Source organism: Bradyrhizobium sp. SEMIA (assembly GCF_014844175.1).
GTDB lineage: Bacteria > Pseudomonadota > Alphaproteobacteria > Rhizobiales > Xanthobacteraceae > Bradyrhizobium > Bradyrhizobium arachidis.
Map to the genome: position 1 here is coordinate 254,842 of NZ_CP046601.1, position 25,267 is coordinate 280,108.

Here is a 25,267-nt window from a genome sequence, read left to right on the forward strand (position 1 = left end):
TGGAAGAACGTGGATGCCCGGGACAAGCCCGGGCATGACGGACAGCGGAGAGTAATTGCGAAATGGAAGGACTGATGAAAGGCAAGCGCGGTCTGATCATGGGCATCGCCAATGATCATTCGATCGCCTGGGGCATGGCGAAGACGCTGCATGCCCACGGTGCCGAGCTTGCCTTCACCTTCCAGGGCGAAGCCCTCGGCAAGCGCGTCAAGCCGCTGGCGGAACAGCTCGGCGTCGATCTGGTGCTGCCCTGCGACGTCGAGGACATCGCCAGCGTCGATGCGACCTTCGCTGCGCTCCGTGAAAAGTGGGGCAAGCTCGATTTCGTCATTCACGCGATCGGCTTTGCCGACAAGAACGAGCTGAAGGGTCGCTACGCCGACACCAGCCGCGAGAATTTTTCGCGCACCATGGTGATCTCCTGCTTCTCCTTCACGGAGGTGGCAAAACGCGCGGCCGAGCTCATGACCGACGGCGGCAGCATGATCACGCTGACCTTCGGCGCCTCCGAGCGTGCGATGCCGAATTACAACGTGATGGGCGTGGCCAAGGCGGCGCTGGAAGCCTCGGTGCGCTATCTTGCCTCCGATTTCGGACCGCGCGGCATCCGCGTCAACGCGATCTCCGCGGGGCCCATCCGCACGCTCGCCGGCTCCGGCATCGGCGAGGCGCGCGCGATGTTCGCCTTCATGCAAAAGCATTCGCCGCTCCGCCGCGGCGTCACGCTCGACGAGCTCGGCGGTTCGGCGCTGTATCTGCTGTCGGATCTGTCAGGCGGTGTGACCGGCGAGATCCACTATGTCGATTCCGGCTACAACATCGTCCTGATGCCGCGCCCGGACGATTTGAAGCCGGAATAGACGATGCCGTAGGGTGGGCAAAGGAGCGCAAGCGACGTGCCCACCATCTCTCAATAATTGCAGATGGTGGGCACGGCGCGCTGCGCCTTTGCCCACCCTACGAGAGTCACTTCAGCCCGCCGCGATCTTCTCCGCGCGCTGGAACGCCGGCCGCGCCATGCAGCGCGCGATATAGGCGTCGAAGGCCGGGCGCGACGGCACCATCTTGAACAGGCGCACCGCAAAGTTCAGGCCCGAGCCGACCGTGATGTCGGCGGCGGAAAATTTTTCGCCCAGAATCCACGGTCCCTCGGCAAGCGCGGCCTCCAGCACGTCGAACACCTGCGTCGCGCTGCCCCAGGCTGCGGTCGAGGCCGGGATCTCAATCTTGGTGAAGATCTGGATGATGGCGGGCTCAATGCAGCCGGGCGAGAAGAACAGCCATTGCAGATAGCGCGCGCGGCGCGAATCGGTCGCGGTGGGCGCCAGCTTCGTTTCGGGATAGCGATCGGCGATGTAGGCGCAGATCGCCGCGGCTTCGCCGAGCGCGGCGTCGCCGTCGCTGAGTGCGGGCACCTTGCCCATCGGGTTGACCTTGAGGAACTCCGGCGCCTTCTGTGCACCGGTCGAGATGTCGGTCAGCACGCGCTCATAGGGAAGGCCACTTTCTTCCATCAGCCAGAGCGTCGTGAACGAGCGCGAGCGGGGCGACCAATAGAGCTTGATCATGGCGGGATTCCCTTCTTCCACCGGTAATACTTCATCATGAACCCGTTCGACGGTTCGATCTCTTCCTTCTCGAACACAAAACCTTCGCGCTCGTACCAGCGCCAGGCCTTCTCGTTCTCGCGGACACAGCGCAGGTATATCTCGTCGGGCATTTGCGTGCGCGAGAAGGCGAGCAGTTTCCGCCCGAGCGATTGGCCCTGGTAGGCGGGCCCGACAAACAACATGTCGAGATAAAGCTTCGGCAGATGCAGCGCCAGCATCGCGGCGATGGTGCCTTCGTCGTCGGCGACGAACAGCCTCCAGCCGTTGTCGATCTCGCGCCGAATCCGCGCACGCAGGTTCGCCAGCAGGAATTCGCTGGCTTCGGCCAGACCCGTCGAGACCCAGCTCTCCATCCAGACGCGGCCGATCTCGTCATATTCGTCGGTGCGGGCGGGGCGGATGATCGGATCAGGCATCGGTGTTCTCGGCTCGATCTGCCCGCCATGCGCGGGAGGTCACTTGAATGATCCCGACTGTCTCGAGAAATTCCCGCTTCAGGCCCGTTGGCTGCGCACGACTTGCTTCGGTCGTGCCTTGCCGGCCGACAGGCATACTACCTCGGAGATTTGCAGGAGCTGGCGCGCGAGCGGACTGGTCTTGCGCCAGACCATGCCGATGGTGCGCGAGGGCTGCGGGTCGCGGAAGCGCGACAGCGAGACCGAGGCGGAGCGTGTCTCCACCGGCACGGCCATCTCCGGAATCAAGGTAACGCCGATGCCGGCGCTGACCATCTGAACCAGCGTCGACAGCGAGTTCGCATCCAGCATCTCGCGCGGCGGCGCCGATTGCATGTTGCAGAACGACAGCGCCTGGTCGCGGAAGCAGTGTCCCTCCTCGAGCAGCAGCAGCCGCATCTCGCGCATCATCTCGCGTGACGGCACCGGGGTGCCTTCGTCGGAGCCGGGGCGCACCAGCAAGAATTTCTCGTCGAACAAGGCGACCTCGGTGAGCGAGGGCTCCGACACCGGCAGCGCCACGATGGCGGTGTCGAGCCGGCCCTCCACCAGCTCCTGGATCAGCCGCGGCGTCATCGTCTCGCGCACGCGGATGTCGAGCTCCGGATGCAGGCGCGTGAGATTTTTCGTGATCTTGGGCAGCAGATAGGGCGCGATGGTCGGGATCATGCCGATGCGCAGGCGGCCGGCAAAGCGGTCCCGCGACGCCCGGGCGAAATCGCCGAGCTCATCGACCGAGCGCAAAATGTCGCGGACGCGCTGGGCGAGTTCCTCGCCGAACCGGGTCAGCGCCACTTGCCGGGCGCTGCGTTCCAGCAGCAGGCCGCCGAGCGCTTCCTCCAACTCCTTGATCTGCATCGACAAGGCCGGCTGTGAGATCGAGCAGGCCTCCGCCGCGCGGCCGAAATGACCGTGCCGCGCCAGCGCGTCGAAATACCGGAGCTGGCGCAGCGTCAGATTGATCATCAGAAAATCCTATCGCAGCGATCACTAAAGTCAACTTCACCTGATAGGAGGCGGCGCTTAGAGTGGTTCTACCTGGTCAAAGGCGCGAGTTCGACGCCACCAGAGGAGGTAATCATGGATGACACTTCGAAGTGCCCGTTTTCGGGCGGAAAACCCACGCGCGTGAACCGCGACTGGTGGCCGACCCAGCTCAGCATCGAGATGCTGCACAAGAATTCCGACTTGTCCGATCCGATGGGCAAGGACTTCGACTATGCCAAGGAATTCAAGACGCTCGACCTGAACGCGGTCATCAAGGACCTGACCGCCTTGATGACGGATTCGCAGGAGTGGTGGCCCGCAGACTTCGGTCACTATGGTGGCCTCATGATCCGCATGGCCTGGCACAGCGCGGGCACCTATCGCACCACCGACGGCCGCGGCGGCGCCGGCGCCGGTCAGCAGCGTTTCGCGCCGCTGAACAGCTGGCCTGACAACGCCAACCTCGACAAGGCGCGCCGTCTGCTCTGGCCGATCAAGCAGAAATACGGCCGCAAGATCTCCTGGGCCGATCTGATGGTGCTCGCCGGCAACGTCGCGCTGGAGTCGATGGGCTTCAAGACGTTTGGCTTTGCCGGTGGCCGCGCCGACGTGTGGGAGCCGGAAGAGCTGTATTGGGGTCCGGAAGGCACCTGGCTCGGCGATGAGCGCTACAGCGGCGAACGCCAGCTCGCCGAGCCGCTCGGCGCCGTGCAGATGGGCCTCATCTACGTCAACCCGGAGGGTCCGAACGGCAAGCCGGATCCGGTCGCCGCGGCCAAGGACATCCGCGAGACCTTCTTCCGCATGGCCATGAACGACGAGGAAACCGTCGCGCTGATCGCCGGCGGCCACTCCTTCGGCAAGACCCACGGCGCCGGCGATCCGTCGCTGGTCGGACCGGAGCCGGAAGCGGGCGCGCTGGAAGACCAGGGCCTCGGCTGGAAGAGCAAGCATGCGTCGGGCCTCGCCGGTGATTCCATCACCAGCGGTCTCGAAGTGACCTGGACCGCGACGCCGACCAAGTGGAGCAACAACTTCTTCGAGAACCTGTTCAAGTACGAATGGGAGCTGACGAAGAGCCCGGGCGGTGCGAACCAGTGGACGGCCAAGGGCGCCGACGCCATCATTCCGGATGCCTTCGACAAGTCGAAGAAGCATCGGCCGACCATGCTGACCACCGACCTCTCGCTGCGCATGGATCCGGCCTACGAGAAGATCTCGCGTCGCTTCCTGGAGAACCCGGATCAGTTCGCGGACGCCTTCGCCCGCGCCTGGTTCAAGCTCACCCATCGCGACATGGGCCCGATCCAGCGCTATCTCGGCCCGCTGGTGCCGAAGGAGACGCTGATCTGGCAGGATCCGATTCCGAAGGTCGACCACGAGCTGGTCAGCGACCAGGACATCGCGGCGCTGAAGAGCAAGATCCTGGCTTCGGGCCTCTCGGTCTCCGAGCTGGTCTCGACCGCCTGGGCGTCGGCCTCGACGTTCCGCGGCTCGGACAAGCGCGGCGGCGCCAATGGTGCGCGCATCCGTCTTGCCCCGCAGAAGGATTGGGAGGTCAACCAGCCGGCCCAGCTCTCCAAGGTGCTCGGCAAGCTCGAAGCGATCCAGAAGGAGTTCAGCACCGGTGCGAAGAAGGTCTCGCTCGCAGACCTGATCGTCCTCGGCGGCACCGCCGCGGTCGAGAAGGCCGCGAAGGATGCCGGCGTCGACGTCAAGGTCGGCTTCACGCCGGGCCGCATGGATGCTTCGCAGGAGCAGACCGATACGGAGTCTTTCGCTCCGCTCGAGCCGCGGGCCGATGGCTTCCGCAACTATATCGGCAAGAAGCAGCAGTTCCTGCAGCAGGAAGAGGCGCTCATTGATCGCGCGCAGCTTCTGAAGCTGACCGGACCCGAGCTGACCGTGCTGGTCGGCGGCCTGCGCGTGCTCGGCGCCAACGCGAACGGGTCGAAGCACGGTGTCCTCACCTCGAAGGTGGGCACGCTGAGCAACGACTTCTTCGTCAACCTGCTCGACATGAGCGCGCAGTGGACCCCGGCGGCCGACGGCAGCTACGAGGCCCGCGATCGCAAGACCAACGCGGTGAACTGGACCGGCACCCGTGCCGATCTCATCTTCGGCGCGCACTCGCAGCTCCGCGCCTTCGCCGAGGTCTATGCGACCTCGGATTCGAAAGAGAAGTTCGTCAAGGACTTCGCCAAGGCCTGGACCAAGGTGATGAACCTCGACCGCTTCGACATCGCGGCGTGAGTTACTGCACCTCTCCCGCTTGCGGGAGAGGTGCACAGCGCTTCCGACACAAACAAAAAGGGCGGCCTCTCGGCCGCCCTTCGTGTTTCTGATGCAGCAGCGAGGCTTACTCGCCGGCGGCTTCGCGCGGGGCCTTCTCGCCCTCGGCGGCCTTGTCCTTGGCCTCGAGGTCCTCGCCGGTGGTCTGGTCGACCACCTTCATCGACAGGCGGGTCTTGCCGCGATCGTCGAAGCCGAGCAGCTTGACCTTGACCTTGTCGCCTTCCTTGACGACGTCGGAGGTCTTCTGCACGCGCGCCGAAGCGAGCTGGCTGATGTGGACGAGACCGTCCTTGGAGCCGAAGAAGTTCACGAAGGCGCCGAACTCCATCACCTTAACGACGGTGCCGTCATAGATCTGGCCGACTTCCGGCTCGGACGCGATCGACTTGATCCACTTGATCGCAGCCTTCATCGCCTCGCCGTCGCTGGAGGCGACCTTCACGGTGCCGTCGTCCTCGATGTTGACCTTGGCGCCGGTCTTCTCGACGATCTCGCGGATCACCTTGCCGCCGGTGCCGATCACTTCGCGGATCTTGTCGGTCGGGATCTTGAAGGTCTCGATGCGCGGCGCGTATTCGCCGAGCTCGGCGCGCGCAGCGGTCAGGGCCTTGGCCATCTCGCCGAGGATGTGGATGCGGCCTTCCTTGGCCTGGCCAAGGGCGACACGCATGATCTCCTCGGTGATGCCCTCGATCTTGATGTCCATCTGGAGCGAGGTGATGCCCTGCTCGGTGCCGGCGACCTTGAAGTCCATGTCGCCGAGATGGTCCTCGTCACCGAGGATGTCCGAGAGAACCGCAAAGCGCTTGTCTTCGAGGATCAGGCCCATCGCGATGCCCGCGGTCGGCCGCTTCAAGGGCACGCCGGCGTCCATCAGCGCGAGCGAGGCGCCGCAGACCGAAGCCATCGACGAGGAGCCGTTGGACTCGGTGATCTCCGACACCACGCGCGTGGTGTAGGGGAATTCGTGGTGCGGCGGCAGCACCGGATGGATCGCGCGCCAGGCCAGCTTGCCGTGGCCGATCTCGCGGCGCTTGGTGCCGCCGAGGCGGCCGGTCTCACCGACCGAGTAGGGCGGGAAGTTGTAGTGCAGCAGGAACGTTTCCTTGTACGTCCCCGACAGCGCGTCGATGTACTGCTCGTCCTCGCCGGTGCCGAGCGTGGTCACGACCATCGCCTGGGTCTCGCCGCGGGTGAACAGCGCCGAGCCGTGGGCGCGGGGCAGCACGCCGACTTCGGCGACGATGTTGCGCACGGTCTTGGAATCGCGGCCGTCGATGCGCTTGCCGGTGTCGAGGATGTTCCAGCGGACGATCTTGGCTTCCAGCTCCTTGAACACGCCGGCGACGCGGAGCTTGTCGTATTTCGGCTCCTGTCCTTCCGGGAAGTAGTGGGCCATCACCTTTTCCTTGGCGACGCCGACCGCGGCATAGCGATCCTGCTTCACCGGGATCGCGTAGGCGGCGCGCAGCTCCTGCTCGATCAGGCCGAGCATTTCCTTCTCGAGCGCCGAATTGTCGATGACGGTGACTTCGCGCGGCTCCTTGGCGGCCTTCTCGGCGAGATCGATGATCGCGTTGATCACCGGCTGGAAGTGGCGGTGACCGAACATCACGGCGCCGAGCATGATGTCTTCGTTCAGCTCCTTGGCTTCCGATTCCACCATCAGCACGGCGTCGGCGGTGCCGGCGACGACGAGGTCGAGCTGGGTGTCGACCATCTCGTCGAGCGTCGGGTTGAGGATGAATTCGTCATTGGCAAAGCCGACGCGCGCTGCGCCGATCGGGCCCTTGAAGGGTGCGCCGGACAGGGTCAGCGCGGCGGAGGCCGCAACCAGCGCGACGATATCGGGGTCGTTTTCCATGTCGTGCGAGAGCACGGTGACGATCACTTGGGTCTCGTTGCGCCAACCGTCGACGAACAGCGGACGGATCGGACGGTCGATCAGGCGGGAGACCAGCGTCTCCTTCTCGGTCGGACGGCCCTCGCGCTTGAAATAGCCGCCGGGAATGCGGCCCGCGGCGTAGGTCTTCTCCTGGTAGTCGACGGTCAGCGGCAGGAAGTCGACGCCCTCGCGCGGCGCCTTCGCCGCGACGACGGTGGCGAGCACCACGGTCTCGCCATAGGTGGCGACGACGGCGCCGTCGGCCTGGCGCGCGATCTTGCCGGTTTCCAGCTTGAGAGGGCGTCCGCCCCAGTCGATCTCGACTGAATGCTTATTGAACATAGAGGTCTTCTTTCATGGGTTCTCGAAAGAAGGGACGGCTCGAAAAACAAAAACCATGCGCAAGATTGCGGGACGCTGATCGAAGCGGGCGATCAGCGTCCTGCGATCCTGCCATGGTTTTTGGATGTCGGATGGCGTCCATCCTTTCGGGTCATACGGGCGCCTTGCCCGTTGTGCCCAGCCGCCGGATTGCTGCTGGACTGTCAGTCGGCACGAACGCGAACACCGAACCGCGGTCTTCGCCGATCATGCCTCGGATGCGAATCGTTGCATCCGACGCGCACGCAGCCTCGATCAAAAACCTTTAAATAAGCGCTTTCGTTCGAAACCACGCGCGAAAACGCGCGCCAGTGGCGCGCGCAGGGACACTTAACGACGAATGTTGTGCTTCTCGAGCAGCGCCTTGTACCGCGCCTCGTCCCTCTTCTTGAGGTAGTCGAGGAGCGAGCGGCGGGTCGAGACCAGCTTCAAGAGGCCGCGACGCGAATGGTTGTCCTTCACGTGGGTCTTGAAATGGTTGGTCAGGTTGTTGATGCGTTCCGACAGGATCGCGACCTGAACCTCGGGCGAGCCGGTGTCGCCGGCCTTGGTGGCATTCGTCTTGATGACTTCCGCTTTGCGTTCGGCGGCAATCGACATCGTCAATTTCTCTCGTTGCGACCGGGGCTGGCAGTCAGGCCGGTCAGGTTGAACACACGCTTGGGGATGATTTCGCCATTGCCGACTTCAGCAAGCGCCAAAAGACGGCCTGCCACCGTGACATAGACTGTGCCGCTACAAGTGGGCGCATCCCGTCCGCGCAACAAAACGGCTTGGCCCCGATGGAGCCTTGCCGCATCAGCCCGAGTGACGGCCAGTGCCGGGATGTCGTCCAGCGCGGTCTCAACGGGCATGAGCGCGTCGGCGAGGCTGCCCTCGCCGGACGCGGCTCTATCGCACAAAGCCTCCAACTGATCCAGCGGAATCATGTCGTTTTCGTCAAATGGGCCGACCAGGGTCCGCCGCAGCGCGCAGATATGGCCGAAAGTACCGAGAATCCGGCCCATATCGCGGGCCAGCGCCCGGACATAGGTGCCCTTGCCGCACTCGGCCTCGAACACGGCCCGGTCGTTATCCGGTTGATCCACAAGGGTTAAATGGTGAATCTCGACCGGACGGGGGGCCAGTTCCACGACCTCGCCGTCGCGGGCGAGGTCATAGGCCCGCTCGCCCTGGACCTTGATCGCGGAATAGCGCGGCGGGATCTGCTCGATCACCCCGGTGAAGCGGGGCAGCAGCGCCAGGATCGCCTCCCGGGTCGGGCGCTGGTCGGAGGTCGCGGTGACGCGTCCCTCGATGTCGTCGGTATCGCGCTCCTCGCCCCAGCACACGGTGAACTGGTAGCGCTTGCGGCCGTCCATGACGAAGGGGACGGTCTTGGTGGCTTCTCCAAGTGCAATGGGCAGGCCGCCCGAGGCGAGCGGGTCGAGCGTGCCGGCGTGTCCGGCGCGCTTGGCGTTGAACAGGCGCTTGAGCACCGCAACGGCCTGCGTCGAGGTCATGCCGATCGGCTTGTCGAGCACCACCCAGCCGTGGACGTCGCGGCGGTCGCGGCGAGGCTGGTTGCCCTTCTGCTGCCTGGCGCGCGGGTCGTTGTTGACGCGGCGCGGCTCCTGATGCGGCTGGGAATTGCCGCCGAGATCCGCAAAATTATTTTTCGTCACGTCGCGCTGATCGGCATCGTTGCCGCCGATCGTGCCGTGTACGGGGTCCATCGTCATTGCTCTTCTTCCCGATCCGTATCCGGATCCTGTTCCAGGTCCTTCTGCACCGCAGGTGTTCGCAAAAGCTTCTCGATCCGTTCCGCTTCGTCGAATCGCTCGTCGACGCGGAAACGAATGTCAGGTGCAAATTTCAGGTTAATGCGCCGCGCGACTTCGCCGCGCAGGAATTTCTTGTTGCGCTCGAGCGCAGCGATCACGATCTCGGTGTCGCGGCCACCGAGCGGCATCACATAGACTGTCGCGAGCTTCAGGTCTGGCGACATCCGTACCTCCGGCACGGTGATGATGTGACCTTCGAGGTCCGCATCATGCACATTGCCTTGCGCCAGAATCTCGGCCATCGCATGGCGAACCTGCTCGCCGACGCGCAACTGCCGTTGCGAGCCGCCGGGCGCGGAACTCTTCTTCTGGTGGTGGCGCGGCATCGTCGAAAATCACCTCGTCGTGCCCGTGTTTGGGACACGAGCATTGTCATTTGTCCTGTTGAAACGAATAAGGTGTGGATGGCCGGAAAAAATCCGGCCATCGCACTCCCGCAATTTCAGCTCAAAAAGATCCGGGCGCTTCGGTAAGATTTGGACTTACAGGGAGCGCTGGATCGTCTCCACGCGATAACACTCGATCACGTCGCCGGCACGCATGTCGTGATAGTTCTCGAAGGCCATGCCGCATTCCTGACCGGACTGGACCTCCTTCACTTCGTCCTTGAAGCGCTTCAGCGTCGACAGCTTGCCTTCGTGCACGACGACGTTGTCGCGGATCAGGCGCACGTTGGCGCCGCGTTCCACGGTGCCGTCGGTGACGCGGCAGCCGGCAACCTTGCCGACCTTGGAGATGTTGAAGATCTCGAGGATCTCGGCATTGCCCAGCATGGTTTCGCGCAAGGTCGGCGCGAGCAGACCGCTCATCGCCTTCTTCACGTCGTCCACGAGGTCGTAGATGATGTTGTAGTAGCGGATCTCGATGCCGTTGCGCTTGGCGGCCGCAGCGGCCTCCTTGTTGGCACGAACCGAGAAGCCGATGATCGCGGCGTTGAAGCCTTCCGCGAGCGTCACGTCGGATTCCGAGATGCCGCCGACGCCGGCATGCAGGATGCGGGCTGCGACTTCGTCGGTGCCGAGCTTCTCCAGCGAGCCGAGGATCGCTTCCAGCGAGCCCTGCACGTCGGCCTTGACGATCAGCGGGAACTCCTTGCGGCCCGCCGTCTTCAGCTGCGACATCATCTGCTCGAGCGAGCCGCGCATGCCGGAGATCGAGGCCGCCGCGTTCTCGCGCTTCTGGTGCGCGCGGTAGCTGGTGACCTGGCGGGCGCGAGCTTCGTTCTCGACCACGGCGAGACGATCGCCGGCTTCCGGCGGACCGTTGAATCCGAGCACTTCGACCGGCACCGAGGGGCCGGCTTCCTGCACCGTCTCGCCCTGATCCGAGATCAGCGCGCGGACGCGGCCCATCTCGGCGCCGGCGACGATGATGTCGCCGACACGGAGCGTGCCGCGCTGGACCAGCACGGTTGCGACCGGACCACGGCCGCGATCGAGCTTGGCTTCGATCACGGTGCCTTCGGCCGGACGCTCCGAATTGGTCTTGAGGTCGAGGATTTCGGCCTGGAGCGCGATCATCTCGAGCAGCTTGTCGAGATTGGTCTTGTTCTTGGCGGACACCTCGACGTCGACGACGTCGCCGCCGAAGGATTCCACCTGCACCTCGTGCTGGAGCAGCTCGGTGCGCACGCGCTCGGGCTTGGCATCGGGCTTGTCGATCTTGTTGATGGCAACAATGATCGGCACGCCTGCCGCCTTGGCGTGGTTGATGGCTTCCACCGTTTGCGGCATCACGCCGTCGTCGGCCGCAACCACCAGCACGACGATGTCGGTGACCTTGGCGCCGCGGGCGCGCATCGCGGTGAACGCGGCGTGGCCGGGCGTGTCGATGAAGGTGATCTTCTTGCCGGTCTCGGGCGAGGACACCTGATAGGCGCCGATATGCTGGGTGATGCCGCCGGCTTCGCCGGAGACCACGTTGGCATGACGGAGCGCGTCGAGCAGCGAGGTCTTGCCGTGGTCGACGTGGCCCATCACGGTCACGACAGGCGACCGCGTCTCGGTGTCGGTGGAATCGTCGACCTGGTCGAACAGGCCCTCTTCGACGTCGGAGGCGGCAACGCGCTTGACGGTGTGGCCGAGCTCTTCGGCGATCAGCTGCGCGGTATCGGCATCGATCACGTCGGTGATCTTGTGCATCGCGCCCTGCTTCATCAGCATGCGGATGACATCGACCGCGCGTTCGGACATGCGGTTGGCGAGTTCCTGGATGGTGATCGCTTCCGGGATCGTCACCTCGCGGATGAGCTTTTCCTTCGGCTCGTTCGAGGCGTGACCCTTCAGGCGCTGGGTACGGCGGCGGAACGAGGCGATCGAACGCTCGCGCACCTCGTCGGCATTGAGCGCGGTGACGACGGTGAGGCGGCCGCGCTCTTTCTGCGGGCCGGGCTTGTGGGTGGTCTTGGGAGCCGCCGCAGGACGCGCAGCGCCGCCAGGACCGCGACGGATCTGGCGCGGACCATCATCCTCATCCGGGCCGGCCGCAACGGCGGGGGCGCGACCCAACGGGCCGCCGGCCGGCCTTGCTGTGGTCGTTCCGGGGCGCGCGGTCGCGGGCGCGGGCGCAGCAGGCGCGGGCTTCGGCGCCTCGGCAGTCTGCGGCTCAGGGGTGCCGTCGATGCGGCGCTTGCCGCGCTTCTCGACCACGACCTGCTTGCTGCGGCCATGGCTGAAGCTCTGGCGCACAGTGCCCGTTTCGACGCGCGGCTTGAGCGATAGCGTCTTGCTCGGAACGCTCAGCTTCTTGTCGCCAGGGGTCTTGGTATCAACCATTCAGCAGTCCTAATCCTGATCTTGTTAGTGTTGTGCGTTCCCGCACAGTCCCATCGGGTCGTCGTTGTCTCTCAGAAATCCTGGCCGGGCTTTTCGGCAGTCTTGTCAGCGTCCGCCATCCGGTATCGGACCAGCATCTGGCTACGCGACAGGAATGACTTGCTCGCCGGGCCCGCGAGCAGGGCAGCATGTATCACATTTGACCGGGTTAGTGCCAAATCCAATTCTACCGATTTCAGTGCGGTGACGACGGGAATCTGCGGCTTGGCGCCGCGATTCCCGTCATTTTGACGCGCCAGCATGTCCAATTTGCGGATTCCGTCCGCGGCCCCGTCGCTGGCGTGGATCAGGACCTCGACCGTGCCTTCCCGAAGCGCGCTTTCGACCTTGCCGAAGCCGGCCACGACCTGGCCCGCCTTGGCGGCGATCCCAAGGGCTTCCGTCACGCTCCGAACCAGAAGCGCCTCGATATCGGCGGAAAGCGTCTGAGGGGTGCGCAGCTCGCGCTTGAAGGCTTTGCTAAATTGGTGACGCCGGACGGCTTCCGCAACCGCCTCGCGCGAGGCGGTGATCCACATGCCGCGCCCGGGCAGCTTGCGCTTGAGATCGGGAACTATCTGCCCGTCAGGCGATATGACGAAGCGGATCAGCTCGTCGATCGGCCGGACCTCGCGACTGACCGCGCACGTGCGCATGGTCGCGGACCTTTCGGTCCGCGGTCCATGGTCAAGTTCGTGAGCAGTGTCTGCGAGCATCCGGGCGACATTCTCCTTCGTCCTTAAGCCGGCTGATCTTCGGTCGCCTCGGCCTCTTCAGCGGGCTTGGCGAGATCGGCCTCGGTGATCCAGCCGGCCTTGACGCGGGCCTGCATGATCATGGCTTCCGCTTCGTCGCGGGAGATGCCGAGGCCGTCGAGCGCGCCGGCGAACTTGGTCTGCTCGCCGCCTTCCTTGCGCTCGGTCCAGCCGACCAGATCGTCGGTGGCGCAGCCGGCGAGGTCGTCGACCGTCTTGATGTCGTTCTCGCCGAACTTCACCAGCATCTTCGAGGTCACGCCGGGGACGTCCTTGACAGCGTCCTCGACACCCAGCTCCTTGCGGCGGGCTTCGATCTCGGCTTCCTGCTGCTCGAGATATTCGCGGGCACGGCTCTGGAGCTCCTGCGCGGTCTCCTCGTCGAAGCCTTCGATGCTGGCGAGTTCCTTGAGGTCCACCATCGCGAGTTCCTCAACCGAGGTGAAGCCTTCGGACGCCAGGAGCTGGCCGACCACTTCGTCGACGTTGAGCGATTCCATGAAGACGCGGGTGGAGTTCTCGAAGTCGGCCTGACGGCGCTCCGATTCCTCCTGCTCGGTCAGGATGTCGATGTCCCAACCGGTGAGCTGCGAGGCCAGACGCACGTTCTGGCCGCGGCGGCCGATCGCCAGCGAGAGCTGGTTGTTGGTGTCGGGCACCACGACCTCGATGCGCTCGCGGTCTTCGTCGATGACGACCTTGGAGACTTCGGCCGGCGCCAGCGCATTGACCACGAAGGTCGCGATGTCGGGCGACCACGGGATGATGTCGATCTTCTCGCCCTGCAATTCGTTCACCACCGCCTGCACGCGCGAGCCGCGCATACCGACGCAGGCGCCGACCGGGTCGACCGAGGAATCGCGGGAAATCACGCCGATTTTCGCGCGCGAGCCCGGATCGCGGGCGACCGCCTTGATCTCGACGATGCCGTCGTAGATCTCAGGCACTTCCTGCGCGAACAGCTTCGCCATGAACTGCGGATGGGTGCGGGAGAGGAAGATCTGCGGGCCGCGCGTCTCGCGGCGGACGTCGAAGATATAGGCACGGACGCGGTCGCCGTTGCGGAAGACTTCGCGCGGCAGCATCTCGTCGCGGCGGATGATGGCTTCGCCACGGCCGAGATCGACGATCACGCTGCCATATTCGACGCGCTTGACGACGCCGTTGACGATGTCGCCGATGCGGTCCTTGAATTCCTGATACTGACGGTCGCGCTCGGCCTCGCGCACCTTCTGCACGATCACCTGCTTGGCCGACTGCGCGGCGATGCGGCCGTATTCCAGCGGCGGCAGGGTGTCGGCGATGGTGTCGCCGACCTGAGCGCCCGGATTGGCGCGCTGCGCATCGATCAGCGAGATCTGGTTGGAGTGGTTCTCGACCTTGTCGACTACCAGCATGTGGCGCGACAGCCGCAGCTCGCCCTTCTTCGGGTCGATCTCGGCATGAACGTCAGTCTCGCTGCCGTAACGGGCGCGCGCGGCCTTGGCGATGGCGTCCTCCATCGCTGCGATGACGATGCCGCGGTCGATCGATTTCTCGCGCGCAACGGCGTCGGCGATCTGGAGCAATTCAAGTCGATTGGCGCTGACTGCCATGGCTAGTCTCCTTCGTCAGGCTCGATCTCGCCACGCCGCGCCCGTTCGGCGGCCAGGCGATGCTTCTTGGTATTGGTCGGGGCCGGTTTCTTCTTCGGCTTGGTGTTCTTGGTGGTTTTTTCGCTGATCTTGGCGTGCGGTGCTTGCGGCGGTTCCAGGCCGAGATCCCGGCGCATCTGCCGCTCCTCGGCCTTGCCGCGGCGCATGGATTCGGCGATCAGCTCGTCGGTCAGCACCAGCCGTGCCTCGCCGATGTCTTCCATCGTCAGGAGCACGTCGGGATTATCGCCCGCCTTGACGTCATCGCGATGCAGATGCACGCGGTCGCCTTCCACAGCCCCGATCATGCCACGGAACCGCTTCCGCCCCTCATGGGCAACCGCCATCTCGATCTTGACGAGATGCCCGGAATAGCGCTCGAAATCGGAACGGCGCACAAGCGGACGATCGATCCCCGGCGATGAGATTTCCAGCCGGTAGGCGCGGTCGATGGGATCGGCGACGTCGAGCACGGGCGACAGCGCCCGCGAGATCGCCTCGCAATCCTCGAGCTGCATCGAGCCATCCGGCCGCTCGGCCATGATCTGCACGGTGCAGCCGGCCTCGCCAGAGATGCGGATCCGCACCAGGCGGTAACCCATGCCTTCCAGCACAGGCGTTGCGACCGCAGATACCCGTGCCGCCACGCCCGGCTCGACCACGAGCCTCGGCTCGGCCAGCAACTCGGCATCGGTGGAACCAGTGGTCGGTTCGGTCATCGCAGGGATCAAGGCGCTCGTTGATTAACGCGTGGGTTAAGGCTTGGTTAACAAAGCCCGCTTTGGAACTTTCCCGACAGCGCGTCGGGCCGCATCTTCCGCCGAGCCGCGCTCAGGTAATAAAAAAGAGCGGGTCCTTTCGGGCCCACTCTCACTACGCGGATCGTATGAGAAGATGAATTGGCGCTGATATAGCCCTTTCCGTCCTCCCGGACAAGGCCCATCGCGGGGGCGAGGAGGCTTTTTGGGCCCGATTCGCGGTCCCCAGCGGCAACGCTTCTTTCATCAAGCAGGCCTAAATTCCCTGATTGTGGGGCGGCTTGGACCAAGGGCGCACCCGCGGCGTGCCCTGTACGAGTTTGCGTTTTCATGACCGTTGCCACGTCGCTCATTCCCGGACTGGACGATATCGTCAAACGCGGCGACCCCAGGCGTCGTGGCGAGATCGCGCGCGCCATCTCCGACCTGTTCTTCCAGGATCCCGAAAGGCTCCGTCCCGAGCTGATCGATCTCTTCGACAATCTCCTGACCGATCTCGTCCCCCATGCCGAGCTCGCCTCGCGGATCGATCTCGCCGAGCGCTTCTCGCGCCTGAACAATGCGCCTCCGCATCTGGTCAACCAGCTCGCGCACGAAAACGACATCATGGTGGCGGGCCCCGTGCTGCGCCGCTCGCCCGTGCTCGACGACGCCGCTCTGGTCGAGATCGCGCGGCTGAAGGGCCAGGGCCATCTGCTGGCGATGACCGAGCGTCCCGTTCTGTCTTCTGTCATCACCGACGTGCTGGTCGAGCGCGGCGATCGCGACGTGGTGCGTCGCGCCGCGGGCAATGCCGGCGCCGTGTTCTCGCCCGGCAGCTATTCCGAGCTGATCAAGCGCGCGGCGCAGGACGGCGTGCTCACGCTGAAGATTGGTCAGCGCAGCGATCTCTCGGGTGAGAATCTGAAGGAGCTGCTCGACGGCACGCTCGACGTCATCCGCCGACGTCTCTCCACCGTGGTCAATCCCGTGCGTCAGGTCGAGATCAAGCGAGCCATGGCGGCGATCGAGGAGGCCGCGCTGCCGCCGGGGCCGCGCCGCGATTACTCGGGCGCGCAGCGCACCGTGCTCGCACTGCACCGCGAGGGTCATCTCGGCGAGAGCGCGCTGCTCGGCTTCGCCAAGGCGCACAAATACGAGGAATCGATCGCTTCGCTGTCGGCGATGTCCGGCGTCCGCCTCTCGATCCTCGACCGCCTGATCGCGGGCGACCGTTACGATCCGATCCTGGTGCTGGGCCGCATGCTGAATCTCGGCTGGCCCACGGTGCGCGCGCTGGTGCTGATGTGGTACGGGCTGCATCGCACGCCGGCCGATGCCGACATCGAGCAGGCTCGCGTGAACTTCACGCGCCTGATGCCCGCGACGGCCGAACGCGTCGTCAATTTCTGGCGCAACCGGCAAGCGATCTGAGTTTTCTTTGCTGGTCGTTCCGGGTTCGATGCTGCGCATCGCCCCGGAAGACAATCATTTCCGCCTGAACCGCAAGTACGCCGCCTTGCGGCCCTCACGCGCGGCCTTCCGGCCGTAGCGCGTCATGGTGTAGCCGGCCCATGGCTGGCGGAAATCGTCGGCGCGTTCGGCAAGCCAGACGAAATCGGAAGAGCGCGCCAGATGCGACAGCGTCCAGGCGCAATAATCGTCGATGTCGCAGACGAAGCGGAATTCGCCGCCGCTCTTCAGCACGCGCGCCATCGCGGCGATCGTCCTGTCCTGGACGAAGCGCCGCTTCCAGTGCCGCCGCTTCGGCCAGGGATCGGGGTGGATCAGGTCGATCCGCGACAGCGACGCCGGCGGCAGCCACGCCACGAGCTCGGCGGCATCGCCGGCGAACAGGCGGATGTTGGAAATATTGGCAGCCTCGATCTGCGCGAGGATTTTTGCCATGCCGTTGACATAGGGCTCGCAGCCGATGAAGCCGGTCGTCGTGAACTGCTGCGCTTCCGCCGCAAGATGCTCGCCGCCGCCGAAGCCGATCTCGAGCCGCACATCGTCTGCTGCGGGATCGAAGATCTCCGCGGCATTCGCCGGCGCCTCACTCTCAATGTCGAGCGCGAGATGCGGCAGCAGCTGATCGATCAGCTCGGCCTGGTGCTGCCGCATCTTGTGGCCCTTGCGGCGCCCGAAGAAGGCGCGCTCGCTGTCGTCGCGATCGGGATCTGATTTGCGCTCGATCATCGCAGCGTCTGATACAGGCGATGCAGCAGCCGCGCGCGCGGCGCGAGCGAGGAGACGTAGAGCTGCTCATAATGAGTATGCGCGCCCTTGCCGTCGACGCCGAGGCCGTCGAGCGTTGCGGTGTGCGCGGCAGTGAAATTGCCGTCCGAGCCGCCGCCGGTGTGGGTGTCGATCAGCTCGAAGCCGATTTCGGTGGCGAGCGTCTTGGCATGCTCGTACAGCGAGGCGCCGGCATTGCTCTTCTCGTAAGGCGGACGATTGAGTTCGCCTGTGACCGTGACGGTGACGCCTTCAGTCTTCGAGGTCAGTCCGAGAATCTTGCCGACGAATTCTTCTGCATCGGCAAAGCTCGGCACGCGCAGATCGACCTCGGCATAGGCCTCCTCCGGCGTGACGTTGGGGCGAGTGCCGCCGCGCGCCACGCCGACATTCACGGTGACGCCGCGATTCAGATCGTTCATGCCTTCGAGCGCCAGGATCACGTTGGCGAGCTCGCGGACGGCGCTGCGGCCGTCCTGGGGCCGCGTGCCGGCGTGCGCAGGCACGCCCTTGATAAACACGCGGAAGCGTCCGACGCCTTTGCGCCCGGTGACGATCTTGCCGCCCTCGCGCGCTGGCTCGGTCACCAGCACGTATTTCGCCTTGCGTCCCTCCTTCTCAATCAGCGCACGCGATGTGGGGCTGCCGATCTCCTCGTCGGAGGTGAAGACATGGGTGATGCCGAGCGGCGAGCGATTGCCATCGGCGCAAAGCGCGCGAAGGGCGTGATGGGCGATGTAGGCGCCGCCCTTCATGTCGTAGATGCCGGGACCGAACGCGCTGTCGCCTTCGACCTTGAACGGCAGGCGCTCGATGAAGCCCATGGGGTGAACGGTGTCGAGATGACTGAGGACCAGGATGCCCGGCTGGTCCTGTCCCCACGTCGAACGCGCGATGAGATGATCGCCGCAGCCATCGATGCCGGCGACGCGTTCGAGCGTGACAGGCAGATCGCGATGTTGCTCCGCGACCAGCGACATCAGTCTGTTGACCTGTTCGGGTGTGTCCGTCGGTGTCTCGATCTCCACCCAGCGGCGGATGCCATCGAGAATAGTTTGGGTATCGAACCAATTGGCGCTGGTCATGAACGCATCTGTGCCTTCGAACTGCATCATCGGAAAGGGCGCGCAACAAAACGCGGCCGCAAATGACGACATAGGCCAGATTTCGCGCAGTCTCAAATCGGATCGAGGCGGCGCCTCAGCGCTTGTCGGGGCCTTCGCGCGCGGCGATCTGCTCGACGAGATCGACGATCGAGCGACGCATCTTCGAATCAGTGATTCGGGTGAACGCCTTGGTCAGCGCGAGACCTTCGGAGGTCGCGAGGAAGTCGGAGACGTAAGAGGGCGAGGCGCCTTCGCTGAAGCCATCCGGCCCCGGCACGCCGCTCGGTCCGCCCTCGAACAGGAACGATACCGGCACCTGGAGAATCTCGGCGATCTGCTGGATGCGGCTCGCGCCGACGCGGTTGGTGCCCTTCTCGTACTTCTGAATCTGCTGGAAAGTCAGGCCCAAAGCTTCACCGAGCTTTTCCTGGCTCATGCCCAACATGATGCGGCGCATACGCACGCGACTGCCGACATATTTGTCAACAGGGTTGGGCGCTTTCGACATTTCCTCAGCCTCCAAACACCACCCTCAGCGCAATCAGCAAGTTGCCTCAGGTGCCAGCATCGTCAAAATCAAACCCTGTTATTGGGTCACATTGCGGAGAAATTTAGCAATGCACAGCTGTCTTTCGCAGCCCGTGCAGAATGGGGAACCCGCGTGCAGTCTGTCAACCGTGGGACTACGGTTGTCAAAGGATTCCGGCCCGGCCGGCGGCAACGGTGCGATCAGGGGTGCCGCTTCGCAACACGGCGGCGGAGCGCCAGAAATACCGCCAGCGCGACGAGCATCGCTGCCGGCGCATCGCCGACGCGCGCATAAACGGTCGGCGGGATCGCGGCGGGCAGGCTTGCATCCAAAATGCCTTCGATGCCGAGACCGAGGCTGGCAATCGTTCGTCCGACCGGATCGATCACCGCGGAGACGCCGGTATTGGCGGAGCGCACCAGCGGCAATCCGAGCTCGATCGCGCGCATGCGCGCTTGCTCGAGATGCTGATAAGGGCCGGTCGAGATGCCGAACCAGCCGTCATTGGTGAGATTCACGATCCAGCCTGGACGCTCGTTGCGTCCGGCAACTTCACCGGGAAAGATGGCCTCGTAGCAGATCAGAGGCAGCGCGCTCGGCGCGCCCGGTACCGAAAGGGCATGTCGCACGGTTCCGGGAATGAAGCCGCCGCGCACGCGCGTGAGTTGCTCGAAGCCGAGCTTCTCCATCAAATTCTGATAGGGCAGGAATTCGCCGAACGGCACGAGGTGCAGTTTGTCGTAGACCGAGAGCACGCTGCCGTCGTGATCGATCACATAGATCGAATTGTAGGCGCGTGTGATCGGCACGCCGCGCGGCAAATCGGGCGCGCGCACCGAACCCGTGATCAGCGTCGTGCCCTTCGGCAGCAGCTCGGCGATCTGCGCCATCGCGTCCGCTTCGCGGGTCAGGAAGAACGGAAAGGCGGATTCCGGCCAGATCAGGATGGTGGCATCGCGCACGCCGGTCGATTGCGGCCCGGAGGCGCGGTCCGACAGCGCGAGGTATTTCTTCATCACCTCCGCCTTGGCGGCGTAGTTGAATTTCGCGTCCTGCTGCAGGTCGGGCTGCATCAGCCGCAGCTTGGTGCCCGCGACCATCGTGGTCGGATGCAGCGACAGCCGGACTGCGCCGAAGATGGCCATGACGATCAGGAGCGCGATCGCAGCCGCCGGCACGCGCCATTGCAGGCGGCGATCGGGCGTGCGGTCGATCAGCGTCGCAGGGCTCGCAAAGATCGCAACCGTCAGGAACGTCATGCCCCACAGCCCGATTAGCGACGCCGTCTGCGCCAGCGGCAGCGGCTCGGACAGCGCGTAGCCGAACGCGTTCCAGGGAAAGCCGGTCAGCGCGTGACCGCGCAGCCATTCGCTGATGGTGAGGCTAGCCGCGAGAGCAAGCACGCGCGTGGCGTTCTTGGACCAGAGCAGGCGCGCGAGCGCAAAGCCGATCGCCGTGAAGATGGACAGATAGGCCGGCAGGCCCAGCACCGCGAACGGCGTCAGCCAGGCGAACACATCGGCGTCGACGAAGAAGGCGTAGCCGATCCAGTAGAGGCCGGGAACGAAATAGCCGAGCCCGAACCAGTAGCCGGTCAGCGCCGCAGCGGGCACGCCGCGATAGCGTCCCGCGCCGGCGCCGTCGATCAGCCAGACCAGCACCGGAAAAGTAATGAACAGTACCGGGAAGAGATTGAACGGCGCCAATGCCAGCACCGACAATGCGCCGGCCGCCATCGCGATGAGCGCACGCTTCCAGCCCCAGGTGAGGATGATGGCAAGCGCGATCTGCCGAAGTCGCTGGAGCGCGCTCACTGCTGGCCGGTCCCCTCGCTCGGCGGCGGGGTGGGCGTGTCGCCGGCCGGCGGCTGACTGCTATCCGGCGCAGCCTCGCGGCGGCGGCTCTCGCGCTGGGTGCGCGGGGCGGGGCGTTCCTTGCGTGTCGAGATGCGCAGCCGCTTGACGCGGCGCGGATCGGCATCGAGCACCTCGACCTCGTAATTGCCGGGGCCCGAGATCACCTCGCCGCGCACCGGCAGGCGCCCGACGAAGCTGACGAGATAGCCGCCGAGCGTCTCCACCTCTTCGCCGGCCTCGCCGGTGACGAAGTCCTCGCCGATCACGGTGCGGACGTCGTCGAGGCTGGCGCGGGCGTCGGCGATGAAAGCGTTGTCAGGCAGGCGCACAATCGACGGCGGCTCGTCGCTGTCGTGCTCGTCGTCGATCTCGCCGACGATCTGCTCGACGATGTCTTCCAGCGAAACGAGGCCATCGCTGCCGCCATATTCGTCGACGACCAGCGCCAGATGGATGCGCGTCGCCTGCATCTGCGCGAGCAAATCGATCGCCCGCATCGACGGCGGCACGTAGAGCAGCTTGCGGATGATGCGCGCATCCTCGAGCGGCAATGCGAGATCGACCGTCCGCAGGTCGAGCCCGGCCGGCAGCGGCTTCTTGCGCTTGGTCTTGGCGGCTTCCGACACGCGCGCACGCACGGTCATGAATGCGAGCAGGTCGCGGATGTGGACGATGCCGACGGGATCGTCGAGCGTCTCGTTGTAGACGACAAGGCGCGAATGCCCGGCACTCTCAAAGCGGTCCATCAGCTCGCCGAGCGGGATGTCGCGCTTCACCGCGATGATGTCGGCGCGATGCACCATGACGTCGGCGATGCGGCGCTCGTGCAGGCCGAGGATGTTGCGCAGCATGGTGCGCTCGACCGCGGAGAAGCCGGTGTCGTCGGGCGTAGTCGCGTCGAGCACGACCTGGAGGTCGTCGCGCACCGATCCGGCCTTCCAGCCGAACAGCGTGCGGATGGCGCGCAGCAACCAGCCTTCCGCGGTCGGGCGCAGAACTTCGCCGGGCGTCACCACGGCCGGCAGATTGGCCGTGTTGCGCGGATTGTCGTGAATAGGCTCTGAATCCGGCATCTCAGTGCGTCCCCGGGCGCTCGGCATAGGGATCGGGGATGCCGAGGTGAGCGAGGATCTGCGTCTCCAGCGCTTCCATTTCCTCGGCGTCGTCGTCGTTCTCGTGGTCGTAGCCGATCAAATGCAGGAAACCGTGCACGGCGAGATGGCTCAAATGATGGTCGAACGGCTTGTGTTCCTCGTCCGCCTCGCGCCGCATGGTCTCGTAGGCGATCGCGATGTCGCCGAGCATGCGGGGTGCATCGCCTTCCTTCCACTCGCCCTCAGGCTGGAGCGCGGGGAACGACAGCACGTTGGTCGGCTTGTCGATGCCGCGCCAGTTGCTGTTGAGGGTGCGGATGCCGGCGTCATCGGTCAGCATCACAGCCACTTCCGCGTCGGCGACGTCTTCATCGACGCTCTCGGCGGCGGCGGCAACGGCGCGCTGGATCACGGCTTCGGAATCGGGCTCGCGCTGCCAGCAATCGGCAACGACGAGGACCTCGGTCATGGGAAGGTTCGGATGTGACATTGTGTTTGTTCGGAACGATGAGGCGCTGTGTCCGCGCCCGCTTGGTCCGGCTGTTGTCCCGTCAGGATCTATCGGGTGCCGGCCGCTGCGGCGAGCCTTCGTAAGCGGCGACGATCCGCGCCACGAGCTCGTGGCGGATCACGTCCTCGGCCTTGAAATGAACTTGTGCGATGCCTTCGACGCCGCTCAAGAGCTTGGTCGCTTCCGCGAGACCCGAGGTCTGGCCGTTCGGCAGGTCGATCTGCGAGGGATCGCCGGTCACGATCATGCGGCTGTTCTCGCCCAAACGAGTGAGGAACATCTTCATCTGCATCGACGTGGTGTTCTGCGCCTCGTCCAGGATGATGGCGGCATTGGTCAGCGTGCGGCCGCGCATGAAGGCGAGCGGCGCGATCTCGATCTCGCCGGTCTGCAGCGCGCGTTCGACGATGCGCGCATCCATGAGGTCATAAAGCGCGTCGTAGATCGGGCGCAGATAAGGATCGACCTTCTCGCGGAGATCGCCGGGCAGGAAGCCGAGCCGCTCGCCGGCTTCCACCGCCGGACGCGACAGGATGATCTTGTCGACTTCCTTGCGCTCGAACAGCTGCGCGGCATGCGCCACCGCGAGCCAGGTCTTGCCGGTGCCGGCGGGGCCGATGCCGAACACCAGCTCGTGCCGCTTCAGCGCGCGGATGTAGGAATCCTGTGCAGGGGTGCGCGCGCGCACCGGACGCTTGCGCAAGTTGATGCTGTCGAAGGTCGCCTTGGCCGATTTGGCGTCGAATTCGAACAGCGACCCCTGCGCGATCACGGCGCGGATCGCGCCCTCGACCTCGCCCTGGTCGAGGTCCTGTCCCTTCACGGCTTGCGCGTAGAGCGTCTCCAGCACGCGGCGCGCGGCATCGCAGCCGTCGCGCGTGCCGCCGATGGTGATATGGTTGCCCTTGGAGTCGACGACGACACCGAGCCGCCGCTCGATCTGCGCGAGGTGCTGGCCATAAGGGCCCACCAGCGCGGATGCGGCGCGGTTGTCGTCGAAGTCGATGACGACCTGGGTCTCGGGCGGAACTTGCATGTCGCGGTCAAATTTGCGGCTGGGAGCGATAGAAGACGAATCCGATGCGCTTTTGGGCAAGGGTTCAGGCTCCAGTGGCTTGCGATAAAGCGGGCTCGCGCGCGCTGCGCGGTGTGGCGAGCTCGCCGAGGAAACTGTAGCGCTCGAGGCTGTCGATCCTGACCGGCAGGATCTGTCCGATGATGTCGGGCGAGGCCATCACATGCGCGGGCTGGAGGAAGGCGGTGCGGCCGACGATCTGGCCGTCCTTGCGCGCCGGACGTTCGAACAGCACGTCGACCGTTGAGCCAATCGCAGCCTTGTTGAAGGCCGCTTGCTGGCTGTCGATCAGTTCCTGGAGCCGCTCCAATCGCTGGTCCATCTCGGCGGGGGACACCGTCTCCTGCATATCCGCGGCCGGCGTTCCCGGCCGGGCGGAGTATTTGAACGAATATGCTGCAGCGTAGCCGATTTGCGTGACAAGCGCGAGAGTGGCGAGAAAATCTTGCTCGCTTTCGCCGGGGAAGCCGACGATAAAATCTGATGAAAAAGCAATGTCTTGGCGTGCGGTACGGAAACGGTCGACGACACGCCGATAATCATCGGCGGTATGTTTCCGGTTCATGGCAGCGAGAATCCGGTCGGAGCCCGATTGTACCGGCAGGTGCACGAACGGCATCAAGGCATCGAGATCGCGATGGGCCGCAATCAAACTGTCATCGACGTCGCGGGGATGGCTGGTCGAATAGCGCAGCCGTGCGATGCCGGGAATCGTCGCGAGATGCTCGAGCAGGCGGCCGAGCGGCCAGGTTTTCCCGTCAGGGCCCTCGCCATGATAGGCGTTGACGTTCTGGCCGATCAGCGTGAGCTCGCGCACGCCGTTGTCGGCGAGCCGCTTCACGTCGTCGACGATCTTCGCGACCGGTCGCGAAACTTCTGAGCCTCGCGTGTACGGCACGACGCAGAACGTACAAAACTTGTCGCAGCCTTCCTGCACCGTGACGAAGGCGGCGATGCCGCGCGCGCGGATCGCGTCGGGCTTGGGCTGGGCCAGGAAGCCGAACTTGTCCGCGGCCGGAAACTCGGTCTCGATCGCGCGGCCTTCATTGCCGGCGCGCTTCAAGAGATCCGGCAGGTGATGATAGCTCTGCGGCCCGACCACGACGTCGACGACAGGCGCACGGCGCACGATCTCCTCGCCCTCGGCCTGCGCCACGCAGCCGGCGACCGCGATCTGCATCGCGCGGCCAGAGCGCGCGGCCTCGTCCTTGGCGACGCGTAAGCGCCCGAGCTCGGAATAGACCTTTTCGGAAGCCTTCTCGCGGATATGGCAGGTGTTGAGGATGACGAGATCGGCGTCCTCGGCGCTCGCCGTCTCCACGAATCCTTCCGGAGCCAGCGTGTCCACCATGCGCTGGGCATCGTAGACATTCATCTGGCAGCCATATGATTTGATGTGCAGCTTGCGCGGCGGCGTCATGGAACCCGAAAATTGAGGTGGAGGACGGCCCTCAGATATAGGCTGGAGGGCCGAAAATCCAGC

The 25,267-nt window shown here is 64.8% G+C and carries 22 protein-coding genes; 3 read left to right on the forward strand and 19 right to left on the reverse strand.

Translation table 11 applies throughout. From position 1 onward, the window contains the following. The first annotated feature begins 62 nt into the window (after positions 1 to 62). On the forward strand, positions 63 to 860 hold the full coding sequence (fabI, locus tag FOM02_RS01275) for an enoyl-ACP reductase FabI (RefSeq protein ID WP_027563908.1): 798 nt from the start codon (positions 63 to 65) through the stop codon (positions 858 to 860). 111 nt (positions 861 to 971) lie between these two features. On the opposite strand, the gene FOM02_RS01280 is transcribed toward fabI, so the two are convergent. The 3 genes from FOM02_RS01280 to FOM02_RS01290 form a co-directional block, all read right to left on the reverse strand. Next, entirely contained in the window at positions 972 to 1,568 is a 597-nt protein-coding gene (locus FOM02_RS01280) for a glutathione S-transferase family protein (protein ID WP_027563909.1), read from the reverse strand. After that, the gene (locus FOM02_RS01285) at positions 1,565 to 2,026 is read right to left on the reverse strand and encodes a GNAT family N-acetyltransferase (protein ID WP_027563910.1); all 462 of its coding nucleotides are present in this window, start codon (positions 2,024 to 2,026) and stop codon (positions 1,565 to 1,567) included. The genes FOM02_RS01280 and FOM02_RS01285 overlap by 4 nt, the downstream gene beginning before the upstream one ends. Before the next feature lie 78 nt (positions 2,027 to 2,104). Then, a complete protein-coding gene (locus tag FOM02_RS01290) occupies positions 2,105 to 3,031 on the reverse strand; it encodes a hydrogen peroxide-inducible genes activator (protein WP_027563911.1) in 927 nt (308 codons plus the stop codon). Positions 3,032 to 3,145: 114 nt separating this feature from the next. Between FOM02_RS01290 and katG the strand changes: the two genes are divergently transcribed. Further along, positions 3,146 to 5,305 carry a catalase/peroxidase HPI gene (gene katG / locus FOM02_RS01295; protein WP_027563912.1) on the forward strand — a complete coding sequence of 720 codons (2,160 nt, stop codon included), beginning with the start codon at positions 3,146 to 3,148 and terminating at the stop codon, positions 5,303 to 5,305. A 106-nt stretch (positions 5,306 to 5,411) separates the two neighbouring features. Here katG and pnp read toward each other — a convergent pair whose 3' ends face one another. The 8 genes from pnp to rimP all read right to left on the reverse strand — a co-directional run bounded on the left by pnp (position 5,412) and on the right by rimP (position 15,357). Continuing rightward, positions 5,412 to 7,574, reverse strand: coding sequence for a polyribonucleotide nucleotidyltransferase (gene pnp / locus FOM02_RS01300; RefSeq protein ID WP_027563913.1), 2,163 nt, complete (start codon positions 7,572 to 7,574; stop codon positions 5,412 to 5,414). A 369-nt stretch (positions 7,575 to 7,943) separates the two neighbouring features. Beyond that, positions 7,944 to 8,213 carry a 30S ribosomal protein S15 gene (gene rpsO, locus FOM02_RS01305; protein WP_018644188.1) on the reverse strand — a complete coding sequence of 90 codons (270 nt, stop codon included), beginning with the start codon at positions 8,211 to 8,213 and terminating at the stop codon, positions 7,944 to 7,946. Between the two features lie 2 nt (positions 8,214 to 8,215). Then, a complete protein-coding gene (gene truB, locus FOM02_RS01310) occupies positions 8,216 to 9,334 on the reverse strand; it encodes a tRNA pseudouridine(55) synthase TruB (RefSeq protein ID WP_027563914.1) in 1,119 nt (372 codons plus the stop codon). Further along, positions 9,331 to 9,762 (reverse strand): 30S ribosome-binding factor RbfA, encoded by a 432-nt coding sequence (rbfA, locus tag FOM02_RS01315; RefSeq protein WP_265441409.1) that lies wholly within the window; start codon positions 9,760 to 9,762, stop codon positions 9,331 to 9,333. Before rbfA ends, truB begins: the two co-directional genes overlap by 4 nt. A 156-nt stretch (positions 9,763 to 9,918) precedes the next feature. Continuing rightward, a complete protein-coding gene (gene infB / locus FOM02_RS01320; protein ID WP_265441410.1) occupies positions 9,919 to 12,210 on the reverse strand; it encodes a translation initiation factor IF-2 in 2,292 nt (763 codons plus the stop codon). Positions 12,211 to 12,281: 71 nt separating this feature from the next. Then, entirely contained in the window at positions 12,282 to 12,965 is a 684-nt protein-coding gene (locus FOM02_RS01325; RefSeq protein WP_027563917.1) for an RNA-binding protein, read from the reverse strand. Positions 12,966 to 12,988: 23 nt separating this feature from the next. Continuing rightward, positions 12,989 to 14,599 carry a transcription termination factor NusA gene (gene nusA, locus FOM02_RS01330; RefSeq protein WP_027563918.1) on the reverse strand — a complete coding sequence of 537 codons (1,611 nt, stop codon included), beginning with the start codon at positions 14,597 to 14,599 and terminating at the stop codon, positions 12,989 to 12,991. A 2-nt stretch (positions 14,600 to 14,601) separates the two neighbouring features. Further along, entirely contained in the window at positions 14,602 to 15,357 is a 756-nt protein-coding gene (gene rimP / locus FOM02_RS01335) for a ribosome maturation factor RimP (RefSeq protein ID WP_027563919.1), read from the reverse strand. Between the two features lie 369 nt (positions 15,358 to 15,726). Here rimP and FOM02_RS01340 point away from each other — a divergent pair, with 369 nt between their 5' ends. Next, positions 15,727 to 16,809, forward strand: a complete 1,083-nt coding sequence (locus tag FOM02_RS01340) for a DUF2336 domain-containing protein (RefSeq protein ID WP_027563920.1) — start codon at positions 15,727 to 15,729, stop codon at positions 16,807 to 16,809. Between the two features lie 54 nt (positions 16,810 to 16,863). Here FOM02_RS01340 and trmB read toward each other — a convergent pair whose 3' ends face one another. The 8 genes from trmB to miaB all read right to left on the reverse strand — a co-directional run bounded on the left by trmB (position 16,864) and on the right by miaB (position 25,204). Continuing rightward, positions 16,864 to 17,574 carry a tRNA (guanosine(46)-N7)-methyltransferase TrmB gene (trmB, locus tag FOM02_RS01345; RefSeq protein ID WP_027563921.1) on the reverse strand — a complete coding sequence of 237 codons (711 nt, stop codon included), beginning with the start codon at positions 17,572 to 17,574 and terminating at the stop codon, positions 16,864 to 16,866. Then, on the reverse strand, positions 17,571 to 18,728 hold the full coding sequence (locus tag FOM02_RS01350; protein ID WP_027563922.1) for a M20 family metallopeptidase: 1,158 nt from the start codon (positions 18,726 to 18,728) through the stop codon (positions 17,571 to 17,573). The genes trmB and FOM02_RS01350 overlap by 4 nt, the downstream gene beginning before the upstream one ends. An 85-nt stretch (positions 18,729 to 18,813) precedes the next feature. Next, positions 18,814 to 19,227 (reverse strand): helix-turn-helix domain-containing protein, encoded by a 414-nt coding sequence (locus FOM02_RS01355; protein WP_018319423.1) that lies wholly within the window; start codon positions 19,225 to 19,227, stop codon positions 18,814 to 18,816. A gap of 221 nt (positions 19,228 to 19,448) precedes the next feature. Next, positions 19,449 to 21,062 carry an apolipoprotein N-acyltransferase gene (gene lnt, locus FOM02_RS01360; protein ID WP_027563923.1) on the reverse strand — a complete coding sequence of 538 codons (1,614 nt, stop codon included), beginning with the start codon at positions 21,060 to 21,062 and terminating at the stop codon, positions 19,449 to 19,451. Continuing rightward, on the reverse strand, positions 21,059 to 22,177 hold the full coding sequence (locus FOM02_RS01365) for a hemolysin family protein (protein WP_027563924.1): 1,119 nt from the start codon (positions 22,175 to 22,177) through the stop codon (positions 21,059 to 21,061). The genes lnt and FOM02_RS01365 overlap by 4 nt, the downstream gene beginning before the upstream one ends. A gap of 1 nt (position 22,178) precedes the next feature. After that, positions 22,179 to 22,667, reverse strand: coding sequence for an rRNA maturation RNase YbeY (gene ybeY / locus FOM02_RS01370; RefSeq protein WP_416207757.1), 489 nt, complete (start codon positions 22,665 to 22,667; stop codon positions 22,179 to 22,181). 82 nt (positions 22,668 to 22,749) lie between these two features. Beyond that, a complete protein-coding gene (locus FOM02_RS01375; RefSeq protein ID WP_265441411.1) occupies positions 22,750 to 23,745 on the reverse strand; it encodes a PhoH family protein in 996 nt (331 codons plus the stop codon). A 64-nt stretch (positions 23,746 to 23,809) separates the two neighbouring features. Next, entirely contained in the window at positions 23,810 to 25,204 is a 1,395-nt protein-coding gene (gene miaB, locus FOM02_RS01380) for a tRNA (N6-isopentenyl adenosine(37)-C2)-methylthiotransferase MiaB (RefSeq protein ID WP_027563927.1), read from the reverse strand. Positions 25,205 to 25,267 lie beyond the last annotated feature (63 nt).